The organism is Bradyrhizobium sp. STM 3843 (assembly GCF_000239815.1).
In the GTDB taxonomy this organism is placed as follows: Bacteria; Pseudomonadota; Alphaproteobacteria; order Rhizobiales; family Xanthobacteraceae; genus Bradyrhizobium.
The window spans coordinates 1-20,929 of sequence record NZ_CAFK01000312.1; the positions used below are offsets into that span (position 1 = coordinate 1).

The following is a 20,929-nucleotide window of genomic DNA, read 5'->3' on the forward strand; positions in this document are numbered from 1 at the left end:
TGCCGGTGGAGCAATGGCGCATCCTCAAGGTGCTATCCGACGGTGAGGGGCACTCGATGGGCGAGCTCGCGGACGCCGTGCTGCTCAACCATCCGACGCTGACCAAGATGGTCGACCGCATGGTGTCGGACTCGCTGGTCTATCGCCGGCAGGATGCGGAGGATCGCCGCAAGGTCCTGATGTTCATCTCCGACCGCGGCAACGCGCTGTGCAAACGGCTCAATTCGCTGGCGGTGAGCCAAGAGGCGCACATCCTGGAGAACTACGGCGGCAAGGCCACCGGCGAGCTGAAGCGGCTGCTCGAGAACCTCATCGACGCCGCGAGCTGACTGCTAGAGCCGATATATTGACCACCATACCGGCGTTCGCCGGGACGACACCATTCTTGCCGCCTAATCTGCCGCAAATCATGCCACCGCCCGAACAGGTGATGGACGCAAGACAAATCCTCGATCATTGTTGACGCTACCGATCGCGCCGAACGGGCCAGAGAGCCCGCGCGCGGCCGGCGGCCGACCTGCAAGCCACAGGTCCGGCCGGGGAAGAACACGTCAATGGGAGGATCAAGGCCATGACGGGCGTCCACCTGCTCGATCGCGTGATCGGCAGCGACTATCCGAGCTTCACCACCGCAGCGGAGATCCGCGCGTTCGAACAGGTGCCTTACACCGAGCGTATTGCGGCGCAAAGCACGTATGATGCGATCCGGCTTGGCGCCGCCGTCAATCCCGATGCGCCGGCGATCCAGTTTCTCCCCAATGCCGATCCGGCGGACATCCCGCTCGTCATCACCTATCGCGACCTGATCGGGCGCGTGACGCAAGCCGCCAACATGTTTCACGCGCTCGGCGTCGGCCCCAACGACGTGATCAGCTTCATGCTGCCGCTGCTGCCCGAGGCCTTCATCACGCTGTTCGGCGCCGAGGCGGCCGGCATCGCCAACCCCGTCAATCCTCTCTTGGAGCCGCACCAGATCGCGGAGATCCTCAATGCGGCGCGCACCAAGGTGTTGGTCGCGCTGGGACCCCTGCCCGGCACCGACATCTGGCAGAAGGTCGAGAAAGTGCGCGGCAGCCTGCCGCACCTCAAGGCCATCGTGCAGGTGCATGGTGGCGGCGGCGATCCCGCCAATGGCATCTACGCCTTCAACGACCTGATCACGCCGCAACCGGCCGATCATCTGGTCAGCGGCCGCCAGATCTCCGCCGACGACACCGCCGCCTATTTCCACACCGGCGGCACCACCGGCACGCCGAAGCTGGTGCGCCACAGCCACGGCAATCAGGTCTATCAGGCCTGGGGTGTGAACCTGCTGTTGAAAGCCAAGCCCGGCGCCACGCTGTTGTTCGGCATGCCGCTGTTTCATGTCGGGGGATCGCTGACCCAGACGCTGCCGACCCTCAGCGCGGGTGGCTGCCTGGTAGTGCTGTCGCCGTCCGGCTGGCGCAATCCGGCCGCCGTCCGCAACATCTGGGGGCTGGTCGAACGCTTCAGGACCGAGACGCTGTCGAGCGTGCCGACCGTGCTGGCGGCAACCTTGGCGATCCCGCAAGGCACCGCTGATGTCTCCAGCCTGCGCTATGCCGCCGGCGGCGGCTCGGCCATTCCCGTCGCAGTCGGCCAGGCGATCCAGGACAAGCTGAAGCTACCGGTCGTCGAAGTCTACGGCATGACCGAGACCTCCAGCATCCATACCATGGCCTATCCGGACCAGCCGATCCGGCTCGGCTCGGTCGGGCTGCCGCTGCCTTACGCGCGGGTGCGCATCGTCAAGCTCGACGTTAATGGTGCCTATGAGCGCGACTGCGCGCCGGACGAGATCGGCGTTGTCATCATGGCCGGGCCTGGCGTGTTCTCTGGCTATCTCGACGACGCCCATAACAAGGGCGCGTTCATCGACGGCCATTGGGTGAACTCCGGCGATCTCGGCCGACTCGATGCAGACGGCTTTCTCTGGATCACCGGCCGCGCCAAGGACCTGGTGATCCGCGGCGGCCACAACATCGATCCGGCGCCGATCGAGGAGATCCTGTTTCAGCATCCGGCGGTCGGCTTCGCCGCCGTGGTTGGACAGCCGGATTCCTACGCCGGCGAGTTGCCGGTCGGCTATGTGCAGCTCAAGCCGGGCGCGTCCGTGCAGCCGGGCGAGCTGGAGGACTGGGTGCGCACGCGCACGCCGGAGCGCGCCGCCGTGCCGGTGCAGATCATCCCGGTCGACCCGATGCCGCTGACCGGCGTCGGCAAGGTGTTCAAGCCGCAGCTGCGCTGGGACGCCGCCACGCGCGTCTTCACCGGCGTGCTGTCGCAGCTCACCGATCGCGGCATCGACTGCAGCGTGAAGGTCGGCCCGCACGGCAGCCATGGCAGCCTCGCCACCGTGACCTTGCGCAACGTGCCGACCGAAGCCCGCGAGGCGGTCGAAAACGAGGTGCACACGCTGCTTGCGCCGTTCGTGCTGAGGCATGAGGTGGTGCATGCCTGAATGCGCGGGGTCGTGATGAGGATTGCCTAGCGATCGCGGAATGACGCCGACCTCGCGCCGGCTCGGGGCAGCATGGCGGCCGGCGGCTCACGCCAGCGCAGGCGTCCCGCCCCTTGTCTCGCGCGGCCGCCTGAACTAGGCCTATGGTCCAAAGGACCGGCGCCAATGCCGGCCATGCAAACGGGGGAAGCTCGATGCGGCGCCATGCCGCCTCGCGAGATCGCAACGCATCCAGCCCTTCCCCAGAACCTCTTTCGAGCCTGCGCGACGGACCATGCCCATGACCGAGACACCTGTGATCATCGCCGGCGGCGGCATCGGCGGCCTTGCAACCGCGCTGACCCTGCAGCAGATCGGGGTGCCCTGCGTCGTCTATGAAGGCGTGCGCGAGATGCGCCCGCTCGGCGTCGGCATCAACCTGCAGCCCAACGCGGTGCGCGAGCTCTACGACCTCGGCATCTCGGCCGATGATCTCGACCGGGTCGGCCTGCCCGCCAAGGAGTGGGCGCTGGTCGGGCTGAACGGCAACGACATCTATTCCGAGCCGCGCGGGCTCGCGGCCGGCTACAACTGGCCGCAATATGCCGTGCATCGCGGCCATTTCCACCTGCTGCTCTACCGGACGCTGATCGAGCGCGCCGGGCGTGACTCGGTCCGACTCGGCAGCCGCGTCCACGCCTATGTGAAGAATGCGGATGGCACGGTCACCGCGTTGATCGAGCATGCCGACGGCTCGACCTCCAAGGCGCGCGGCGCGCTTCTGATCGGCGCCGACGGCATCCACTCTGCTGTCAGGGCCGAGATGCATCCGACCCAGCCGCCGATCCATTGGGGCGGTGCGGTGATGTGGCGCGGCGTCACGCGCGCCAAGCCGATCCGCACCGGCGCCTCGTTTATCGGGCTCGGCACGCACCGGCATCGCGTCGTGATCTATCCGATCTCCCATCCCGATCCGAAGACGGGGTTGGCGCTGATCAACTGGATCGCCGAAGTCACGATGGACAATACGGAAGGCTGGAAGCAGACCGGCTGGTTCAGGCAGGTGCCGGTCAGCGACTTTGCCCACCATTTCGACGGCTGGACCTATGACTGGCTCGACGTGCCCGCGCTGATCGCCGGCGCCGAAAGCGCCTATGAGAACCCGATGATCGATCGCGATCCGATCCCGACCTGGGTGGACGGCCCAGTGGCGCTGCTCGGCGATGCCGCACACGCGATGTATCCGACCGGATCGAATGGCGCCAGCCAGGCCATCGTCGATGCGCGCGTACTGGGGGCAGCGATGCTCGATCACGGCGTCACGCCGGCAGCGCTCGCGGCTTACGACGAGAGACTGTGCGGCCCGATCTCGCAGGTGATCCTGCGCAACCGCGGCGCCGGCCCGTTCGGGCTTTTGAACATGGTCGACGAGCGCTGCGGCGGCACCTTCACCAATATCGATAACGTGATCCCGCCGGCCGAGCGCGACGCCTTCATGGCCGGCTACAAGAAAGCCGCGGGCTTCGCCATCGAGCAGCTCAACACCGCGCCGCGCACGATTGCGGACGGGGCAAGAGTGAGAACGGTTGACGCGATTTGAGCGGCGCTGCCGACGATCGGCTGATGCCCGATGCCGTGTCTACATCACATCGAGGCCCGGATGCTCCGACGCGCGAGCAAGCGACTTGCCTCAGAGAGAATGCCACCTCCAAATAGCGTCGAGCCGCCGTGCGAAGTCAATTTTCTCGTCTTCTGCTAGCCATCTTGTATTTGATCCTGTCGGATCACGGTGCATTTGCTGCCGATTGCACGGATAGGCCCGCGATGTCGCGACGGGTCGGCTCAATGATCATGGCCGGCTTCTTCGGCACCAAGCCGTCCGATCCTGGATTTCAGCAAATTCTGGCAGATCTCGAAGATGGCCTGATCGGGGGCGTTATCATCCTGGGCCGTAACGTCGGAACGCGGGAAGACCTCGAGCAAATGATTGAGCGAATCCGCTCCTGCAAATGCGCGACGCCTCCCTTTATCGCCGTCGACGACGAAGGCGGCACGGTCGAGCGCCTCGGGAAGAACATCGGATTGCAGGAGACCCCCTCGGCAGCGACCGTCGCCGAAGGCTCCGTCCGGTCGGCGCGCAAGGCCTACGCATCACTTGCCGAGAAACTCTCGTCGCTGCACTTCAATACAAATCTTGCCCCGGTGGTCGACCTCAACAGGAATCCCGCAAACCCCATCATCGGGCAGCGACAACGCAGCTTTGGAAGCGACGCCGACACGGTCGCAAAATACGCCGCGGCCTTCATCAAGGAGCATCGAAAGCGGAACATCATTACAGTGCTCAAGCATTTTCCCGGCCATGGCTCATCGACAGCCGATAGTCATGCTGGCATTGCCGATGTGACAGCCAGCTGGTCACTGGAGGAATTGAAGCCGTTCAAGCGGCTCATACGGTCGGGGCTGGCCGACGCCGTCATGGTCGGGCACCTCGCGAATTTCAACAGATGGGGAAACGTCGCCACCCAAAGCGGAGCCCATGCGATCGACCGCATGCTCAGGAAAGAGCTCCGTTACGACGGCGTGGTCATGACCGACGACCTGGCCATGAAGGCCATTCTCGACGGAAAGCAGGCGTCCGCCGCTGCGGTTGCGGCGATCAATGCCGGCGCCGACCTCATGATCATCACCCGGCTGAGCGAGGAGGATGAGACGTCCGACGTCGGCCGCGAGATCAACCGAGCGCTCACCTTTGCGGCTTGCTCAGGCGAGATCAAGCCAGACGTGATCCAGCGATCGGCTGCGCGCATCAGTCAATTGAAGTCGCGCTGGAGCGAGCACCATCGCCGCAAGGGCAGAAGGGGGATGTCAGCCCTGTACAAGACCTTGCAAAGAGCCGACATCCCCTTGCTGCTAAATGAGGATCGAAGCACACAGGGCTAGTTGAGCCTGATCAGTTGCTTTGCTTCAGTCGTCGCTGTCCTCAGACAATGCACGGCGCCGGTCAACGGCGTCACTCATTTCGCGCAGGACAAAGATCGAGAGGGCCGCCATGCGCTGCCTCTGTTCTTGGCTCAACGTATTATAGAGCGGCTGCCACGCCTCGGCGAGCTTATCCAGATCGGCTGATCGCTGAGCCAAGGCTTGCGAGCGTCGTTGCAAGAAGGCGATGGGATCACGCTTGCGCATGGCTTCCATCCGGCTTTCGTCGTTCCGTACACCTACGGTCTCCTGGATCTTTGCAATACGGGCTCTCCGATCCTCGGCGCCGGATCGAATAGCGCTTTCGACAGCCGGCCAGAATTTCTCCTGCTCAGGTGTCAGCTGCAACGCAGCCTTGACCAGATCAACCCTCATGTCGGTGAGTGTATTCCGGTCGGCTGCGTTCAGCCGTTCCGGAGTCGCGGGAGAAGGAGTCTGCGAGGATTGCGCGTTGGCAATCGAGGAGGCCGTAAGGAAGAATGCAGTTCCGATCACGACTGTCTTCAACATCGGTAATCTCCAGGGTTGATTGCCCCCGAGGCACCGAAAGCTCGCGCGGTCGGACGCTGCTTGACCTAAGTCAAAGGAATTGACAGCCCCGCAAATGTGAACAGAGGGCCATCAATCCGATCGCAAGCAGCAAGTGTTACCGATCCTGCATGGCATACCGGCCGTCGCGTCGGCAGCCATGGCCGGTACGAATTGCGAGCGAGCCATCTTCGAGGCCGCGAAGCCGCCCGTGGTGCCGCCGAGCGGCAGCAAGCACCACGATGCTATCGCTTCGAATGCGCGGGCGAGCGATGAGCTCACGAGCGCATTTGAAAGCCTTCGCTACGCGTAGCGGCCGTGGCAGTGCTTGTACTTCTTGCCGGAGCCGCAGGGGCAGTCCTCGTTGCGGCCGACCTTGCCCCAGCTTGAGGGGTTCTGCGGGTCGCGCGCCTCGGCGACGGCGGCATTGGCCGCGGGTGCCAGCGAGACGTTGGCGAAGGCCATTTCGTCCTCGCCGGTCGAGGGATCGGCGTGATGCACCTGCATCGGCGGCAGCATCTGCTGCTGCTCCTCCGGCGGCACGATCTCGACCCGCATCAGCTGCGCCGTGACCGCCTCGCGCAAATGAGCGACCATGGTCTCGAACAGCGTGAAGGCCTCCGACTTGTACTCCTGCAGCGGATCGCGCTGGCCATAGCCGCGCAGGCCGATCACCTGGCGCAGATGGTCGAGCATGATCAGATGCTCGCGCCAGAGGTGATCCAGTGTCTGCAACAGGATCGTCTTCTCGACGTAACGCATCACGTCGGGACCCCATTGCGCGACCTTGGCCGCCATCCGCTCGTCGACATGCTTCTCGATGCGGTTGAGCAGCTCCTCGTCGGCGATGCCCTCTTCCTTGGCCCATTCGTCGACCGGCAGATCGACGTCGAGCACGCGCTTCAGTTCTTCCTTCAGCCCGGCGACATCCCACTGCTCGGCATAGACATGCTCAGGCACATGCTTGGCGACGATATCGTCGATGAAGGCGTGGCGCATGTCGGCGACCGTCTCGGCGACGCTGTCGTCCTTCATCAGTTCGACGCGCTGCTCGAAGATCACCTTGCGCTGGTCGTTCTGGACGTTGTCGAACTTGAGCAGGTTCTTGCGGATGTCGAAGTTGCGCGCCTCGACCTTCTGCTGCGCCTTCTCGAGCGCCTTGTTGATCCAGGGATGGATAATTGCCTCGCCCTCTTTGAGGCCGAGCCGGGTCAGCATGCTGTCGAGCCGATCGGAGCCGAAGATCCGCATCAGATCGTCTTCCAGCGACAGGAAGAACTTCGAACGGCCGGGATCGCCCTGACGGCCGGAGCGGCCGCGCAGCTGATTGTCGATGCGGCGGGATTCATGGCGCTCGGAGCCGATGATGTAGAGGCCACCGGGCTTCTGCACGGTCTTGGCGGCCTTCGAGCCCTTGGCCGGCTCGACCTCGACGGTTTCCTCGGCCTTCAGCACGATCTCGCGGAAGCGCTCGACGTCGGCCTTGATCTGCTCGATCTTCTTGGCCTTCTCGGCCTCGTCGGTGATCCCAGCGGTCTCCTGCTGGATCCGCATGTCGAGCGAGCCGCCGAGCTTGATGTCGGTGCCGCGTCCCGCCATGTTGGTCGCGATCGTGATCGCGCCGGGCACGCCGGCCTCGGCCACGATGTAGGCTTCCTGCTCGTGGAAGCGCGCGTTCAAGACCGCGAAGAGCTTGGCCGGCTTGCCGGCGCGCGCCGCGGCATAGAGCTTGTCGAGCGCACGTTCGCTGCCGAAATCGATCTGCTTGTAGCCGTGCTGCTTCAGGTAGGCCGCCAGCACTTCCGATTTCTCGATCGAGGCCGTGCCGACCAGCACCGGCTGCAGCCGTGAATTGGCGCGCTCGATCTCGGCCAGGATCGCGGCGTATTTCTCCTGCTGGGTCCGATAGACCTCGTCATCCTCGTCGAGGCGCGCCACCGGCAGGTTGGTCGGGATCTCCACCACTTCGAGCTTGTAGATGTCGAACAGCTCGTCGGCCTCGGTCGCGGCGGTGCCGGTCATGCCGGCGAGCTTCTCATACATGCGGAAGTAGTTCTGGAAGGTGATCGAGGCGAGCGTCTGGTTCTCCGGCTGGACCGGCTGATGCTCCTTGGCCTCGAGCGCCTGGTGCAGACCTTCCGAATAGCGGCGGCCCGGCATCATGCGTCCGGTGAACTCGTCGATGATGACAACCTCGCCGTCGCGAACGATGTAGTCCTTGTCGCGGGTGAACAGCGTGTGGGCGCGCAGCGCCTGGTTGATGTGATGGACGACGGAGACGTTCTCGACGTCGTAGAGCGACTCGCCCTTCAGCAGGCCGGCATCGCGCAGCAAGGTCTCGATCTTCTCCATGCCGGCTTCGGTCAACGTCACCGTGCGCTGCTTCTCGTCGACCTCGTAGTCGGACTTGTCGAGCCGCGGCACGAAGGTGTCGATGGTGTTGTAGAAGTCCGAGCGGTCGTCGAGCGGACCGGAGATGATCAACGGCGTGCGCGCTTCGTCGATGAGGATGGAGTCCACCTCGTCGACGATCGCGAAGTAGTGCCCGCGCTGGACCATGTCCTCCAGGCGGTACTTCATGTTGTCGCGCAGATAGTCGAAGCCGTATTCGTTGTTGGTGCCGTAGGTGATGTCGCAGGCATAGGCGGCCTTGCGCTCGGCATCGTCGAGCCCGTGAACGATGACGCCCGTGGTGAGCCCCAGGAAGCCGTAGATCTGGCTCATCCAGCCGGCGTCGCGGCGGGCGAGGTAATCGTTGACGGTCACGACATGCACGCCCTTGCCGGCGAGCGCGTTGAGATAGACCGCGAGGGTCGCAACCAGGGTCTTGCCTTCGCCGGTCTTCATCTCGGCGATGTCGCCCTCATGCAGCACCATGCCGCCGATCAACTGCACATCGAAGTGGCGCTGGCCGAGGGTGCGCTTGGCGGCCTCGCGCACGGTGGCGAAGGCAGGAACCAGGAGGTCGTCGAGCGTCTTGCCGTCGGCGAGGGCTTTCCGGAACTCGTCGGTCCGGGCCTTCAGGGCCTCGTCCGACAGCGCCGCCACCTCCGGCTCGAGCGCGTTGATCGCGCTGACACGCGCCTGGTAACCCTTGACCCGTCGGTCATTGGCGGAGCCGAAAAACTTGCGGGCGAGCGCGCCGATCATGCGAAAATCCTGCCTATGTGGGTCTGCGTTGCAGCCGTAGAGGGTCTATCCGGTCCGCCATGATCCCATGATGACGCACCGCAGCACCAGCAACCGGCTCAAGCTTGGGAGCTGGGCGCGACCGCCGGGTGAGTGGGATGTGAGCCAACCAAGGTTCAACGGCCAAAAACGCAGTAAAATAAGCGCTATCGCCCTTGAAGCGATGGGGCAGAGATATGGCCGGGGGGCATGCTTGTCAACGGCGCGCCGTGCCTACCAAATCGGCCTTAACCTGTCGCTAATTTCACGAAATTGACAGACTTTTCGCGTTGCCAAGGCGGCGCGATTGGGCGAGTGTCCGGCCGCCTTGAGGTCCCTCTCGAGCCTCACTTCAAGAAGGATTTTCCATGACCACCTCGTTCCCGGTTACGAAAACCGGCCTGCGCTTCGGCCTCGCAACCGCGCTGGCCGGCAGTCTCGCATTGACCCTGATTGCGGGTCCCGTGCGCGCCGCCGAAGATCCCAATCCAGTGCTCGCCAAGGTGAACGGCACCGAAATCCGCAAGAGCGACGTGGCGCTCGCCGAAGAGGAGTTGGGGCCGAGCCTCGCGCAGATGGACCCGGCGAGCCGCGACGACAACGTGCTGTCGTTCCTGATCGACATGAAGCTCGTCGCCAAGGCGGCCGAGGACAAGAAGATCGGCGACAGCGAGGATTTCAAGAAGCGCCTCGCCTTCACCCGCAACCGTCTGCTGATGGACAGCCTGCTCGCCAGCGAGGGCAAGGCCGCGACCAGCGACGATGCGATGAAGAAGGTCTATGAGGAGGCCTCCAAGCAGATCGGCGGCGAGCAGGAAGTGCATGCCCGCCACATCCTGGTCGAGACCGAGGACGAGGCCAAGGCCGTGAAGGCGGAGCTCGACAAGGGCGCCGACTTTGCCGAGCTGGCCAAGAAGAAATCCAAGGACCCCGGCGCCTCCGATGGCGGCGACCTCGGCTTCTTCACCAAGGAGCAGATGGTGCCGGAATTCGCCAACGTCGCCTTCACGCTGGAGCCGGGCAAGATCTCCGATCCGGTGAAGACCCAGTTCGGCTGGCACGTCATCAAGGTCGAAGAGAAGCGCAACCGGAAGCCGCCGGAGTTCGACCAGGTCAAGAGCCAGATCGAGACCTATGTGACGCGCAAGGCGCAGGCCGACTACGTCGCCAAGCTGCGTGCCGACGCCAAGATCGAGCGCACCGCCGATGCCGGCAAGCCGGCGGATGCGGCCAAGCCGACCGAAGCCAAGAAGTAAGCCCGCTTGCGCTGAGGCGAGACATCAGTCCGTCATGAACAATGCCGCCCCGGCGCGTAGCCGGGGCCGCTACCACCCGGACGTCACCATCCGCCAGCTGTTCGAGATCGCTGACCGCGCGAGCTGCGGCCGAACGACCGCCTCCACATCGCCGGCGTGTCCCACTCTGCTTTCAGGGGCAGCCGGGGAATGAAAAGCGGGCGATCGACCGAACCACCGCCGAAGGCTGGCTGTGGCCGCACCAGAGCGGCGCCCCGTTTCAAGAATCCGAAGTTCATTTCAGTCTGCAGTCATCTCAATCTGCAGTCATCGCCTGAAGCGAACCGTTCCGGCTGCGCGACAGGCGCCCGGCTTTCCGGACCTCAATGGTTGACGAGGACAGCAGCGCTTGCGGGCCGCGCGCGTGACAGCGCGTAAGACGGGCAGTCACGTAAGAAGAGAACGATCGCGATCATTGCGACCTGCGAAAGCCCCAGACAGATCACGCCAACCGCAAAGGTCGTATCATTTCTGAGTGTCTGAGTGAGGCGCCGATGCACGGCCCGCATCGTCCCAGCTAACACACAGCGCTCCTTTACAACCGCAGAATGAGCCCGTTAAACACGCTTTCTAAGCAGAACAAAAGATGGCGAAAATGGCCGGGGAAACTCCAACCAATTCAGATGCAGCATTGGCGAAGCGTCACAGGCAATCGGCGATCATCGCCCGTCTGACCGTGGCCAGCTTCGTCGCGATGCGCAGCGGTTACCCGCGCAAGCACATCGGAGCCGTGTTCGAGGAACTCCTGGTGGCGCTGGCGATCCGTATCGCCGACGATCTGGGCGCGGTCCCGTCGACCGCTTCCGGCCTTTCGAAACGTCTCGGCCTGCCGCGCTCCAACGTCCGTCGCTGCCTTGATGCGCTGATCAGCGAGGGCGTCATCCGAAAGGAAGAGGACGGCTACAGGGGCGAGCTCGACTGGTTGGTTTCACGCGTCGATGCAGACTATTTCCTGAAAATTCGGGACGCGATCATCACCGCCGCCGATGAGCTGAAGGCGCTGGAGTTGCCCGCCTGACACCGCTGTTGACGGCACGATTAGTGGCGGTCGCGTTGCGGTCCCCGCGCCCGCGAGCCATCTTATTGCACTCGGCTGCATGGGGCGGTGTTGCCTGATGACCGGCCCGCCCTCGATCATGCCAGAGATCGCCAGGCGGACATCGACCCCGCTGATGGTTGGGGACGGCCCACGAAGGTGGATGTTGTCGCGCGCGCCCTCTCCCACAGCAACAACTGAAGTGATACAGAGCGGTTCCCGCCAAACCTGCCGCCGGAAGCTCTCATGTCCTCAGCTGTATCTCCGCTCGCCCCAACCGACGTCCCCGACATGCCGGCCATCGCGGGTGTGACGCTCGCCACCGCCGCCGCCGGCATCCGCTACAAGAACCGCACCGACGTGCTGCTGGCGCTGCTCGACCCCGGCACCACCGTCGCCGGCGTGTTCACCCTGTCGAAATGCCCCTCCGCACCGGTGGAGTGGTGCCGCGCCAAGCTCAAGGGCGGCAAGGCCCGCGCGCTGGTGGTCAATTCCGGCAATGCCAATGCCTTCACTGGCAAGACCGGCAAACAGTCGACGGCGCAGACCGCGCAGATCGCCGCCAAGGCCGTGGGCTGCAAGCAGGACGAGATTTTTTTGGCCTCGACCGGGGTCATCGGCGAGCCGCTCGATGCCACCAAGTTCGACGGCGTGCTGCAGGGCCTGACCGGCACCGCCGCACCAGAGGACTGGATGGGTGCGGCGCGCGCCATCATGACCACCGACACCTTCCCGAAAGTTGCGACCGCGACCGTGAAGCTCGGCAAGGCCAAGGTGACGATCAACGGCATGGCCAAGGGCGCCGGCATGATCGCGCCTGACATGGCGACCATGCTGTCCTTCATCTTCACCGATGCGCCGATCACTGCGCCCGCGCTGCAGGCGCTGCTCAAAGCCGGCGTCGAGGACACCTTCAACGCGGTGACGATCGACGGCGACACCTCGACCTCCGATACCCTGCTCGCCTTTGCCACCGGTGCGGCCGCAGCCAACGGCGCACCGAAGATCAGCCGCGCCAGCGACCCCCGGCTGAAGGCGTTCGTCAAAGCCTTCAACAAGGTGCTCGCCGATCTCGCCGAGCAGGTCGCCCGCGACGGCGAAGGCGCGCGCAAGCTGGTCGAGATCATCGTCGAGGGCGCCAAGACCAAGCAGTCGGCGCGCAGGATCGCGATGTCGATCGCCAATTCGCCGCTGGTCAAGACGGCGATCGCCGGCGAGGACGCCAATTGGGGCCGCGTGGTGATGGCGGTCGGCAAGGCCGGCGAGCCGGCCGATCGCGACAAGCTGTCGATCGCCTTCAACGGCATCCGCGTCGCCTCCAAGGGGGCGCGCGATCCGTCCTATGACGAGACGGAAGTCTCGGAAGCGATGAAGGCGCCGAAGATCCAGATCAAGGTGGGCCTCGGGCTCGGCAAGGGCCGCGACCGCGTGCTGACCTGCGATCTCACCAAGGAGTATGTCGCGATCAACGGCGATTACCGGTCGTAAGGCTAGAGGTGCTCCGAGACCTGGACGTGCATCTCGGTGGTGTTCGTCCGGGGCTTGTTGAGCGTGTCGAGGCCATCATGGGCGAACACGAAACTGTCTTCGCCGACATAGCCGGGGCGGGAAACGTAGACGACCCGCTGGCCCTCGATCGAGATCCTGCCATGGGCCGGCTGCTGCAGCACGCGGGGACCGAAGGTCGGCCCTGCCGTGATCAGCGAGACCACGCTGCAGCGCTTGCCGCTGACGACGAACATATTCCCCTGCACCGTCTGGTTCGCCAGGGTCCTGTATTTTGGCACGACGCAGACGCTGGCTGACGCCTGGCTGCCGATCGCAGCCAATAGAACGCATGACAATCCAGTCGCCCTGATCACGCTGCCCCCCATTTCCGTTCTCGGTCAGCGCACCTCAGCACGCGCGCGCGAGCATATTAGACCTCAGGTCGAGCCTTCGATCAATACATCCATGAAGTTGTTCAGCCCGAATGGACCTCAACCGCTTATCCGTGCGTCGGCGACCGCCTTCTTGAACAGCGCATTCATCGCGTCCGAGATGCCCTGTGTCGGCGAGACCTCGAAATAGAATCCGTCCGAGGCGCAGGCCTGCATGTTCTGCGCGATCTCGCTGTTGGGTGACGGACCGAACGGTCCCTTGTTGAAGGGGTCGATCCAGGCCATGTACCAGCTGTTGGTCGGCAGCTGCAGATAAGTGGTGTAGAGCACCGCGATCTTGATGCCGCGTTCCTTCAAGGTCTTGCACAGCGCGGGATTGATCGGCGACTGGCAGCGCGGCGAAATGTTGCCGAAGGTCGCGTTCTTCATCGTCTTCAGGCAACCGGTGTTGCTCTCGTCAGCAACGCCGTCGGAGACGAAGAACAGGTATTTCAGTGGCGAGCCCGTGGTGCCGTCGCCCGGGTTCGCGATCTGGCCGTTGATCGCGGGAAAGACAGTGCTGAACTGGGTATCCTTGTCGGCCGTGTAGGCGTCGTTGTTGCCGTAGACCCCCATCAGGTCGATGCCGCCGGCCGCCGTCTTGGCATTCGACAGGCTCGCCGACAGGTTGAACAGCGCCCGCAGCCCGATCGTCTTCGAGGATGCGCCGAAATCGTAGATCGCCATCCGGAACTGGTCCTGATAGACCTCGGTCTGTGCCGCCGTATCCATCAGCTGCTGGGTGGCACTGCGCAACACGTCGATCCGGGTGGTCACCCCGAGCGTCTTGGCGAGATTGTAATAGTTGTTGGCGTTGTTGTAGTCGTGACAGGCGAATGCGCATTTGTCCGACGTGTTGCTCACCATCTTGGTGACATCGGCCGGAGTTGCCGCCACACCCATTGACGGCGAGTTGTCCAGCAGCAGATAGAAGTCGATATATTTCGGCATCGTCGCCGTGGCGGTCGAGGAGCCGTTCATGGTCAACGACCTGATCCCGACCACATTCATGAACATGGTCGGCACGGTCGCCGTATACGACACCGTGGCCGTGACGATCGCCCCCTTCTTCTGCACCAAAGGCGTCAGGCTGGTCAGCGTGTAGCCGCCGCTGCCGGCGATATTGCCGTTGAAGATATTCTGGGCATCCATGTTGCCCACGTCGATCGTGCCGTCCGCGCTCATCGCGCCCGCGGCGATGAAGGCGGGCGAGGTCCGGGCTACGGCGCCGACCGACGCAGCATCGACGGCGGCCTGCAGCTTGGCCCGGATCTGGTTGGCGCGGCTGTAGTCGACGCCGCAGCCAACGGCCGAGATCAGCGGCACACAGACGATGGCGAAGGTGACCGCAATATTCGCCCTGGTATCGCGGCTAAAACGGGCGAGCAGATTGGACAAAGCACTCATGGGACAATGCCTCGGGACAATGCCTGGCGGACATGCGTCGGTGACAGGAAGCCCCGCAGAAATGCACGGAAATAAATTAAACTTGGCTTATTCCGATCGTAGAAATAAGACCCTGTGGTCCGGCCCAAGAACGGTAATCCATGCAGCGCGACTGCAGCTTTCCCAGCTCGAATCACAGGCATTTCGACGATGACCGACCTCAAGCTCACCCTCGTGGTCGCCTGCGCGCTGATCGATGCCGACAAGCGCGTGCTGCTGGCGCAGCGGCCGCCCGGCAAGACGCTTGCGGGCCTTTGGGAATTTCCGGGCGGAAAGATCGAACCCGGCGAGCGGCCGGAAGCCACATTGATCCGTGAGCTGCATGAGGAGCTCGGCATCAGCGTGAGCGAGCCCTGCCTCGCGCCACTGACCTTTGCAAGCCATGCCTATGAGACCTTTCATCTGCTGATGCCGCTTTATATCTGCCGGCGCTGGGACGGACAGGTCGCGGCGCGCGAGGGCCAGCAGCTTGCCTGGGTGCGGGCGAGCAAATTGCGCGACTATCCGATGCCGCCGGCCGACATTCCGCTGATTCCGCACCTGCTCGATCTGTTGCTGTGAGGCTGAATGTCGCGGCCTGTTCGGTCGTCATACCCGGGGCTTGACCCGGGCATCCATCCACCAGCTAGAATCCTGCATCGAAATCGCTGGATCACCGGGCCTTCGCCGCGGCGAAGGGGCTTCGGCGCCGCGGGCGAATCAAGCCCGGCGATGACAGCTCGAGGCTAGTCGTCCTTCTTCGCCCGTTTCACCGCATCCTCCAGGCTCGCGCTTGCCGAGCCTGGCTTCAGCGGGGTCTGCTGGCTCTCATGCGGCGCCCAGCCGGAGATCCAGATGATATCGAAGGTGGCGCGGATGCGGCCGTCCGGATCGGCGAAGCGCTCGGCATAGATCTCGGCCATCCGCAGCAGCGTGGTGCGGCGGGTTGGCGCGCGGCGGCGCTCGATCAGGCTGTTGGTGGCGCCCATGCGCCTGAGATCCTGCATCAGACCGAACGCGTTGCCATAGCGCACCACCACGCGATCGACATCGGTGACCGGCAGCGCAAACCCCGCGCGCTGCAGCAGGCCGCCGATGTCGCGCAAATCGGCAAACGGCGCCACCCTGGGCGACACCCCGCCCTCGCATTCGGCTTCCGCCGCAGCGAAGCTCTGCCGCAACTCGGTCAGGCTGTCACCGCCAATCATCGCGGCGAGCAACAGACCGTCCGGCCGCAGGGCGCGACGAATCTGCGCCAGCACGCCGGGCAGGTCGTTCACGAATTGAAAGGCGAGCGCCGACAGTGCGAGATCGAGCGAATTCGGCGCAAGCCCGAGCTCCTCGCGCGCCGTATCCGGCGCCGCCAGTTTGGTGAATTTGGCAAACCCCTCGACAAACGGCGCCCGCAGGCCGCCCGGCGTCCAGATGTCGGCCACGGCGGTGAAACGGCGGTTTACCGCCAGCAGACGGTCGGCCATGTCCTCGACGACCCGCTCCATCAGAAATGTCTCCGGCGCGCCCGCAACGCGCCGCTGGCGCGCGGCGAGCAGCGCGCGGTCGAACAGGATGGGCGCCGAACTGGAGCTGGTCATCATGTCCCGTGGTTACGCCGATTGCAGCAGCTTCCGCAATCCGGCGCTTGAGCACCTGCGGCCGTAACGGTACCGTCAACGCATGGACGCCGTCACCGCTCCTATCCGTTTCGCCAGGCCGAAGCTGCGGGCCGCCTTGGCTGCGATTCGCGGCACTTGCGCCGGTGTGGCGAAGCTTGCGCTCGATATCGCCTTGCCGACGCTTTGCATCTGCTGTCGCGAGCCGGTCGATGGCGAGGGCGTCTGCGCCGCCTGCTGGGGCAAATTGTCGTTCATCGAACGCCCCTATTGCCCCAAGCTCGGCATTCCCTTCGTCTATGACCCCGGCCCCGAGCTGCTCTCGATGGAGGCCATCGCGAGCCCGCCGGCCTATGCCCGGGCGCGAGCTGCCGTCCGCTATGACGACGTCGCCCGCATCCTGGTCCATGCGCTGAAATATCAGGATCGCACCGACCTCGCGCCGATCATGGGCCGCTGGATGGCGCGCGCCGGACGCGACCTGCTGGACGGCGCCGATGCGCTGGTGCCGGTGCCGCTGCACTGGCGCCGCGGGTTCGGCCGCCGCTACAACCAGTCCGGCGCGCTCGGGCGATCAGTCGCGCGGCAAAGTGGCGTGAGGCTGAGGAGCGATCTCTTGCGCCGGGTGCGCGCGACCGAGCAGCAGGTCGGGCTCTCGCGCAGCCAGCGCGCCAGCAATGTGCAGGGCGCCTTCCAGGTATCGCCGGAGCGCTTGGCTGACGTGCAGGGACGGCGGATCGTGCTGGTCGACGACGTCCTGACCACGGGTGCGACAGTCGATGCCTGCGCACGGGCGCTGCTCAGGGCCAAGGCGGCCGAGGTCAGTGTGCTGGTCTTCGCCCGGGTTGTCGATACACCGCGACCTCCCATATAATCTTGCGCTTTGGAACGAAAGAATCGAGCGCGAGATGACCGCTGCCATTGAAATCTACACCCGTCCGGGCTGCGGCTATTGTTCCGCCGCCAAATCGCTGTTGACCCGCAAGAAGGCCGCATTCACCGAATACGACGCGGGCAAGGATCCCTCGTTCCGGCAGCAGATGTATGATCGGGTCGGACCCGGCTCGACCTTTCCGCAGATCTTCATTGGCGAGGAGCATATCGGCGGTTGCGACGATCTTTACGCGCTCGACCGCGAGGGCAGGCTCGATGCCATGCTGGCAGGGGAGAAGGCGACATCATGAGCACGGATCGCAGCTTCACGGCCGCCCTGGTGCAGATGCGCACCGGGCTTCTGCCGGAGCCGAGTCTCGCGCAGGGCACCCGCCTGATCCGGGAAGCGGCCGCGCAAGGCGCGCAATATGTGCAAACGCCCGAGGTGAGCAACATGATGCAGCTCAACCGGACGGCGCTGTTCGAACATCTCAAGTCCGAGGCTGCGGACCCGTCGCTGAAGGCGTATCGCGCACTGGCCAAGGAGCTGAAGATCCACCTTCACATCGGCTCGCTGGCATTGCGCTTTTCCGATGAGAAGGCGGTCAATCGCTCCTTCCTGATCGGGCCGGAGGGCGACATCCTCGCCAGCTACGACAAGATCCATATGTTCGATATCGATCTGCCGGGCGGCGAGAGCTACCGGGAATCGTCGAACTATCAGCCCGGCGAGACCGCCGTCATCTCCGACCTGCCCTGGGGCCGGATCGGACTCACCATCTGCTATGACGTACGGTTTCCGGCCCTCTATCGCGCGCTGGCCGAGAGCGGCGCGTCGTTCATCTCGGTCCCCTCCGCCTTCACCCGCAAGACCGGCGAGGCGCATTGGCACACGCTGCTGCGGGCCCGCGCCATCGAGACCGGCTGTTTCGTCTTTGCGGCCGCTCAATGCGGCCTGCACGAGAACAAGCGCGAGACCTTCGGTCATTCGCTGATCGTCGATCCCTGGGGCGAGGTGCTCGCCGAAGGCGGCGTCGACCCGGGCGTGGTCCTGGCGCGCATCGATCCGTCGCGGGTGGAGACGGCGCGCAAGGCGATCCCCTCGCTGCAGCACGGCCGCCGCTTCAGCGTCGCCGATCCCAAGGCCGGCCCCGATCATCTGCACCTGGTCCGGGGATCGGCATGATCCGCTACGCCCTGCGCTGCGAACACGACCACACCTTCGAAAGCTGGTTTCAGAGTTCGTCGGCCTACGAGACGCAGGTCAAGAAGAACCTGGTCGAATGCCCGGCCTGCGGCTCGACCAAGGTCGAGAAGGCGATCATGGCGCCAAGGATCGTCAAAGGCGTCGTCAGCAAGAAGGGCCGCGAGGCCAATCTTCCCGCTCCCGCCCCGGCTCCGGCGGCCGAGATCATCCCACCCGGACAACCGACCTCGCTGATGATGGCGCAGGAGCGCGAGCTGCGCGCCAAGCTGAAGGAGCTGCGCGACCACATCGTCAAGAACGCCGATGATGTCGGCCAACAATTCCCGACCGAAGCGCGCAAGATGCATTATGGCGAGACCGAACACCGCCCGATCTATGGCGAGGCCTCGCCGCAGGAAGCCCGCGAGCTGATCGAGGAAGGCATCGAGGTCGCGCCGCTGCCGGTGCTGCCGGAAGATCGGAATTGAAGGGCGGCGCCCCGTCGCAATGACCGCGGAAGGCGCAGATGTCAGGAACGCCTGTTACACCGCGATCAAGAGCGCCACGCCGGCGACGATCAGCAGGATGCCAAACAGCTCGCGCAACGAGATCGGCTGCTTGAACGAGTAGTACGACACGGCTTGCGCGAACAGCACCTCGATCAGCGCCAGCGTGCGCACATTGGCGGCCGCGGTCAGTGCAAAAGCCAGAAACCAGAATTGCGAGGCGAACGCGCCGGTGAAACCCGCCAGCATCGACGGCCGCCACAGCGCGATGATCCCGCGCAGCACCTTCGGCGCGCGCACCAACAGATAGATGCTCAGGATCAGCGTCTGGACGAACAGACCCCACACCAGCGTGTAGGACGCTGCAGTCACGAAGGAGACGCCTTCGACGGTGATGATGGCGCCGCGAAAGCCGACCGCCGAGAGCGCAAAGGAGGCAGCCGCGACCAGGCCGATGATCGTTGGCTTCCATTCGGCAAAGCGCCGCCCGCCGCCCGGGCGCAGCGCGGTGATCACCACGCCCACCGTGGCGATCAGGATCGCGACCAGCTTCGTCGGAGACAGCGGATCGCCCAGGAACACGAAACCGAAGATCGCGGTCTGAATCGCTTCAGTCTTGAGATAGGCCGTCGTGACCACGAAGGATCGATCGGTCATGGCGAGCAGCATCAGGCCGGTGCCGAGGATCTGCGTGAGCGCGCCCAACAGCAGCCAGGGCCCAAATGCGAGCGGCGGCCACGGCAGCTGGTCGCCGGTGGTCAGCAGCACGGCGGCCAGAAACAGCAGCGAGAACGGAAATCCGAACAGGAAACGGATATTGGTGGCGCCCCAGGTGCCGAGCTTCGCCGTCAGCGAGCGCTGCATGGCATTGCGCGCAACCTGACCGGCGGCCGCAATCAGCGTGAAGGGAATCCAGAGCGTGGCGAGAGAGGGCATGGAACAGGAGCTGGCAACGGGAAGACTGCCTCACCGTGCCGGGCGCGTGCCGCGGGGTCAACAGGCACACCGCATGTCAGGATTGCAGGTAGCGCCAACGGCAATTGCGACTTCGAATTTAATCCGCGAAACTCGCCGCAGGGACGACACCATTTGTGCGGTCGCTGAGTCGTTCCCAACAGCATTTGCCAGACCGGAGCGAAGAGTAAGCTAAACCAGCCTCACACCATCTGCTCGGCGACCATCATGTAGTTGACGTCCATGTCGGACGACAGGCTCCAGCGGTCGGCGAAGGGGCTGTAGATGACGCCGCTCTGCTCGGTGACGACGAGGCGGTTGTCCAGGAGGTGTTTGGTGAGTTCGTCCGGGGTAACGAACTTGTTCCACTGATGGGTCCCGCGCGGCAGCCACCGCAGCACGTATTCGGCGCCGACGATCGCCAGCGCGAAGCTCTTCCAGTTGCGGTTCAAGGTCGAGACCACCATCATGCCGCCCGGCTTGAGCACCGCGGCACAGCGTCCGAGAAAGCCGCTGACATCGGCGACGTGCTCGACCACTTCCATTGCCAGCACGATGTCGAACCGCTCGCGCGGATCCATTTCCTCGATCGTGGTGCAGCGATAGTCGATCGAAAGATGGCCTTTCTCGGCATGCAGTTTCGCGGCCGCGATGTTGCTCGCGGAGGGATCGACGCCGACCACCTGGGCGCCGAGCCGCGTGAACGGCTCGCACAACAGCCCCGCGCCGCAGCCGATGTCGAGCATGCGCAGCCCCGACAGGCAGTTGAGGCTCTTGGCGTTGCGCGCGAACTTCCGGCAGGCGGCGTCCCGGATATAGGCAAGCCGCAACGGATTGATCTTGTGCAGGGGCGCCATCTTGCCCTTGGGGTCCCACCAGGTCTCCGACAGTTTGGAGAACTTCGCGATCTCGGCCGGATCCACCGACGAGGTCGAGGCGGACGGATTGGAGGAGGTGTCCTGCGGCATAGCCATGCTCAAAACCTCTCC

19 protein-coding genes are annotated in these 20,929 nt (G+C 64.4%); 12 read left to right on the plus strand and 7 right to left on the minus strand.

Translation table 11 applies throughout. The features are described from left to right. The 4 genes from BRAS3843_RS33390 to BRAS3843_RS33405 form a co-directional block, all read left to right on the plus strand. On the plus strand, positions 1 to 329 hold a 329-nt coding region (locus BRAS3843_RS33390), incomplete at its 5' end, for a MarR family transcriptional regulator (protein WP_035983655.1). A gap of 242 nt (positions 330 to 571) precedes the next feature. Further along, complete coding sequence (locus BRAS3843_RS33395) at positions 572 to 2,482, plus strand: acyl-CoA synthetase (RefSeq protein ID WP_008973643.1); 1,911 nt, start codon at positions 572 to 574, stop codon at positions 2,480 to 2,482. A 280-nt stretch (positions 2,483 to 2,762) separates the two neighbouring features. After that, complete coding sequence (locus BRAS3843_RS33400) at positions 2,763 to 4,061, plus strand: flavin-dependent oxidoreductase (RefSeq protein WP_008973644.1); 1,299 nt, start codon at positions 2,763 to 2,765, stop codon at positions 4,059 to 4,061. A gap of 224 nt (positions 4,062 to 4,285) precedes the next feature. Further along, positions 4,286 to 5,401, plus strand: a complete 1,116-nt coding sequence (locus BRAS3843_RS33405) for a glycoside hydrolase family 3 N-terminal domain-containing protein (RefSeq protein WP_008973645.1) — start codon at positions 4,286 to 4,288, stop codon at positions 5,399 to 5,401. 24 nt (positions 5,402 to 5,425) lie between these two features. Here the strand turns inward: BRAS3843_RS33405 and BRAS3843_RS33410 are convergent, their stop codons facing one another. After that, positions 5,426 to 5,950 (minus strand): Spy/CpxP family protein refolding chaperone, encoded by a 525-nt coding sequence (locus BRAS3843_RS33410; protein ID WP_008973646.1) that lies wholly within the window; start codon positions 5,948 to 5,950, stop codon positions 5,426 to 5,428. Between the two features lie 321 nt (positions 5,951 to 6,271). Further along, positions 6,272 to 9,118 carry a preprotein translocase subunit SecA gene (gene secA, locus BRAS3843_RS33415; RefSeq protein ID WP_008973648.1) on the minus strand — a complete coding sequence of 949 codons (2,847 nt, stop codon included), beginning with the start codon at positions 9,116 to 9,118 and terminating at the stop codon, positions 6,272 to 6,274. 386 nt (positions 9,119 to 9,504) lie between these two features. On the opposite strand from secA, the gene BRAS3843_RS33420 reads away from it, so the two are divergent. From BRAS3843_RS33420 to argJ, 3 genes are all read left to right on the plus strand, one after another. Next, positions 9,505 to 10,392 (plus strand): peptidylprolyl isomerase, encoded by an 888-nt coding sequence (locus BRAS3843_RS33420; protein ID WP_085967063.1) that lies wholly within the window; start codon positions 9,505 to 9,507, stop codon positions 10,390 to 10,392. Between the two features lie 625 nt (positions 10,393 to 11,017). Continuing rightward, positions 11,018 to 11,449: a helix-turn-helix domain-containing protein gene (locus BRAS3843_RS33425; protein WP_008973651.1), complete on the plus strand. Its 432-nt coding sequence runs from the start codon at positions 11,018 to 11,020 to the stop codon at positions 11,447 to 11,449. A gap of 264 nt (positions 11,450 to 11,713) precedes the next feature. Beyond that, complete coding sequence (gene argJ / locus BRAS3843_RS33430; RefSeq protein ID WP_035983658.1) at positions 11,714 to 12,955, plus strand: bifunctional glutamate N-acetyltransferase/amino-acid acetyltransferase ArgJ; 1,242 nt, start codon at positions 11,714 to 11,716, stop codon at positions 12,953 to 12,955. Positions 12,956 to 12,957: 2 nt separating this feature from the next. Here the strand turns inward: argJ and BRAS3843_RS33435 are convergent, their stop codons facing one another. After that, on the minus strand, positions 12,958 to 13,341 hold the full coding sequence (locus tag BRAS3843_RS33435; protein ID WP_008973653.1) for a hypothetical protein: 384 nt from the start codon (positions 13,339 to 13,341) through the stop codon (positions 12,958 to 12,960). Between the two features lie 105 nt (positions 13,342 to 13,446). Next, positions 13,447 to 14,793, minus strand: a complete 1,347-nt coding sequence (locus BRAS3843_RS33440) for a TadE/TadG family type IV pilus assembly protein (protein ID WP_008973654.1) — start codon at positions 14,791 to 14,793, stop codon at positions 13,447 to 13,449. 189 nt (positions 14,794 to 14,982) lie between these two features. Here BRAS3843_RS33440 and BRAS3843_RS33445 point away from each other — a divergent pair, with 189 nt between their 5' ends. Continuing rightward, the gene (locus BRAS3843_RS33445) at positions 14,983 to 15,393 is read left to right on the plus strand and encodes a (deoxy)nucleoside triphosphate pyrophosphohydrolase (protein WP_008973655.1); all 411 of its coding nucleotides are present in this window, start codon (positions 14,983 to 14,985) and stop codon (positions 15,391 to 15,393) included. 164 nt (positions 15,394 to 15,557) lie between these two features. Here BRAS3843_RS33445 and BRAS3843_RS33450 read toward each other — a convergent pair whose 3' ends face one another. After that, positions 15,558 to 16,403, minus strand: a complete 846-nt coding sequence (locus BRAS3843_RS33450; protein ID WP_008973656.1) for a methyltransferase domain-containing protein — start codon at positions 16,401 to 16,403, stop codon at positions 15,558 to 15,560. A gap of 82 nt (positions 16,404 to 16,485) precedes the next feature. Between BRAS3843_RS33450 and BRAS3843_RS33455 the strand changes: the two genes are divergently transcribed. Genes BRAS3843_RS33455 through BRAS3843_RS33470 form a run of 4 tightly spaced genes read left to right on the plus strand, consistent with a single transcriptional unit; the run spans position 16,486 to position 18,968 of the window. After that, complete coding sequence (locus tag BRAS3843_RS33455; RefSeq protein WP_008973657.1) at positions 16,486 to 17,295, plus strand: ComF family protein; 810 nt, start codon at positions 16,486 to 16,488, stop codon at positions 17,293 to 17,295. Between the two features lie 34 nt (positions 17,296 to 17,329). Further along, positions 17,330 to 17,605: a glutaredoxin 3 gene (gene grxC / locus BRAS3843_RS33460; RefSeq protein ID WP_008973658.1), complete on the plus strand. Its 276-nt coding sequence runs from the start codon at positions 17,330 to 17,332 to the stop codon at positions 17,603 to 17,605. After that, positions 17,602 to 18,480: a carbon-nitrogen hydrolase family protein gene (locus tag BRAS3843_RS33465; protein ID WP_008973659.1), complete on the plus strand. Its 879-nt coding sequence runs from the start codon at positions 17,602 to 17,604 to the stop codon at positions 18,478 to 18,480. The genes grxC and BRAS3843_RS33465 overlap by 4 nt, the downstream gene beginning before the upstream one ends. Then, positions 18,477 to 18,968, plus strand: a complete 492-nt coding sequence (locus BRAS3843_RS33470) for a DUF1178 family protein (protein ID WP_008973660.1) — start codon at positions 18,477 to 18,479, stop codon at positions 18,966 to 18,968. The genes BRAS3843_RS33465 and BRAS3843_RS33470 overlap by 4 nt, the downstream gene beginning before the upstream one ends. 54 nt (positions 18,969 to 19,022) lie before the next feature. Here the strand turns inward: BRAS3843_RS33470 and BRAS3843_RS33475 are convergent, their stop codons facing one another. Then, positions 19,023 to 19,922, minus strand: a complete 900-nt coding sequence (locus BRAS3843_RS33475; protein WP_008973661.1) for a DMT family transporter — start codon at positions 19,920 to 19,922, stop codon at positions 19,023 to 19,025. Between the two features lie 221 nt (positions 19,923 to 20,143). Further along, the gene (gene ubiG / locus BRAS3843_RS33480; RefSeq protein ID WP_008973662.1) at positions 20,144 to 20,914 is read right to left on the minus strand and encodes a bifunctional 2-polyprenyl-6-hydroxyphenol methylase/3-demethylubiquinol 3-O-methyltransferase UbiG; all 771 of its coding nucleotides are present in this window, start codon (positions 20,912 to 20,914) and stop codon (positions 20,144 to 20,146) included. Between the last annotated feature and the right edge of the window lie 15 nt (positions 20,915 to 20,929).

Coding starts and splice junctions, on each gene's coding strand:
- BRAS3843_RS33395 (WP_008973643.1), top strand. CDS start 572: ATGACGGGCGTCCACCTGCTCGATCGCGTGATCGGCAGCGACTATCCG.
- BRAS3843_RS33400 (WP_008973644.1), top strand. CDS start 2,763: ATGACCGAGACACCTGTGATCATCGCCGGCGGCGGCATCGGCGGCCTT.
- BRAS3843_RS33405 (WP_008973645.1), top strand. CDS start 4,286: ATGTCGCGACGGGTCGGCTCAATGATCATGGCCGGCTTCTTCGGCACC.
- BRAS3843_RS33410 (WP_008973646.1), bottom strand. CDS start 5,950: ATGTTGAAGACAGTCGTGATCGGAACTGCATTCTTCCTTACGGCCTCC.
- secA (WP_008973648.1), bottom strand. CDS start 9,118: ATGATCGGCGCGCTCGCCCGCAAGTTTTTCGGCTCCGCCAATGACCGA.
- BRAS3843_RS33420 (WP_085967063.1), top strand. CDS start 9,505: ATGACCACCTCGTTCCCGGTTACGAAAACCGGCCTGCGCTTCGGCCTC.
- BRAS3843_RS33425 (WP_008973651.1), top strand. CDS start 11,018: ATGGCGAAAATGGCCGGGGAAACTCCAACCAATTCAGATGCAGCATTG.
- argJ (WP_035983658.1), top strand. CDS start 11,714: ATGTCCTCAGCTGTATCTCCGCTCGCCCCAACCGACGTCCCCGACATG.
- BRAS3843_RS33435 (WP_008973653.1), bottom strand. CDS start 13,341: ATGGGGGGCAGCGTGATCAGGGCGACTGGATTGTCATGCGTTCTATTG.
- BRAS3843_RS33440 (WP_008973654.1), bottom strand. CDS start 14,793: ATGAGTGCTTTGTCCAATCTGCTCGCCCGTTTTAGCCGCGATACCAGG.
- BRAS3843_RS33445 (WP_008973655.1), top strand. CDS start 14,983: ATGACCGACCTCAAGCTCACCCTCGTGGTCGCCTGCGCGCTGATCGAT.
- BRAS3843_RS33450 (WP_008973656.1), bottom strand. CDS start 16,403: ATGACCAGCTCCAGTTCGGCGCCCATCCTGTTCGACCGCGCGCTGCTC.
- BRAS3843_RS33455 (WP_008973657.1), top strand. CDS start 16,486: ATGGACGCCGTCACCGCTCCTATCCGTTTCGCCAGGCCGAAGCTGCGG.
- grxC (WP_008973658.1), top strand. CDS start 17,330: ATGACCGCTGCCATTGAAATCTACACCCGTCCGGGCTGCGGCTATTGT.
- BRAS3843_RS33465 (WP_008973659.1), top strand. CDS start 17,602: ATGAGCACGGATCGCAGCTTCACGGCCGCCCTGGTGCAGATGCGCACC.
- BRAS3843_RS33470 (WP_008973660.1), top strand. CDS start 18,477: ATGATCCGCTACGCCCTGCGCTGCGAACACGACCACACCTTCGAAAGC.
- BRAS3843_RS33475 (WP_008973661.1), bottom strand. CDS start 19,922: ATGCCCTCTCTCGCCACGCTCTGGATTCCCTTCACGCTGATTGCGGCC.
- ubiG (WP_008973662.1), bottom strand. CDS start 20,914: ATGGCTATGCCGCAGGACACCTCCTCCAATCCGTCCGCCTCGACCTCG.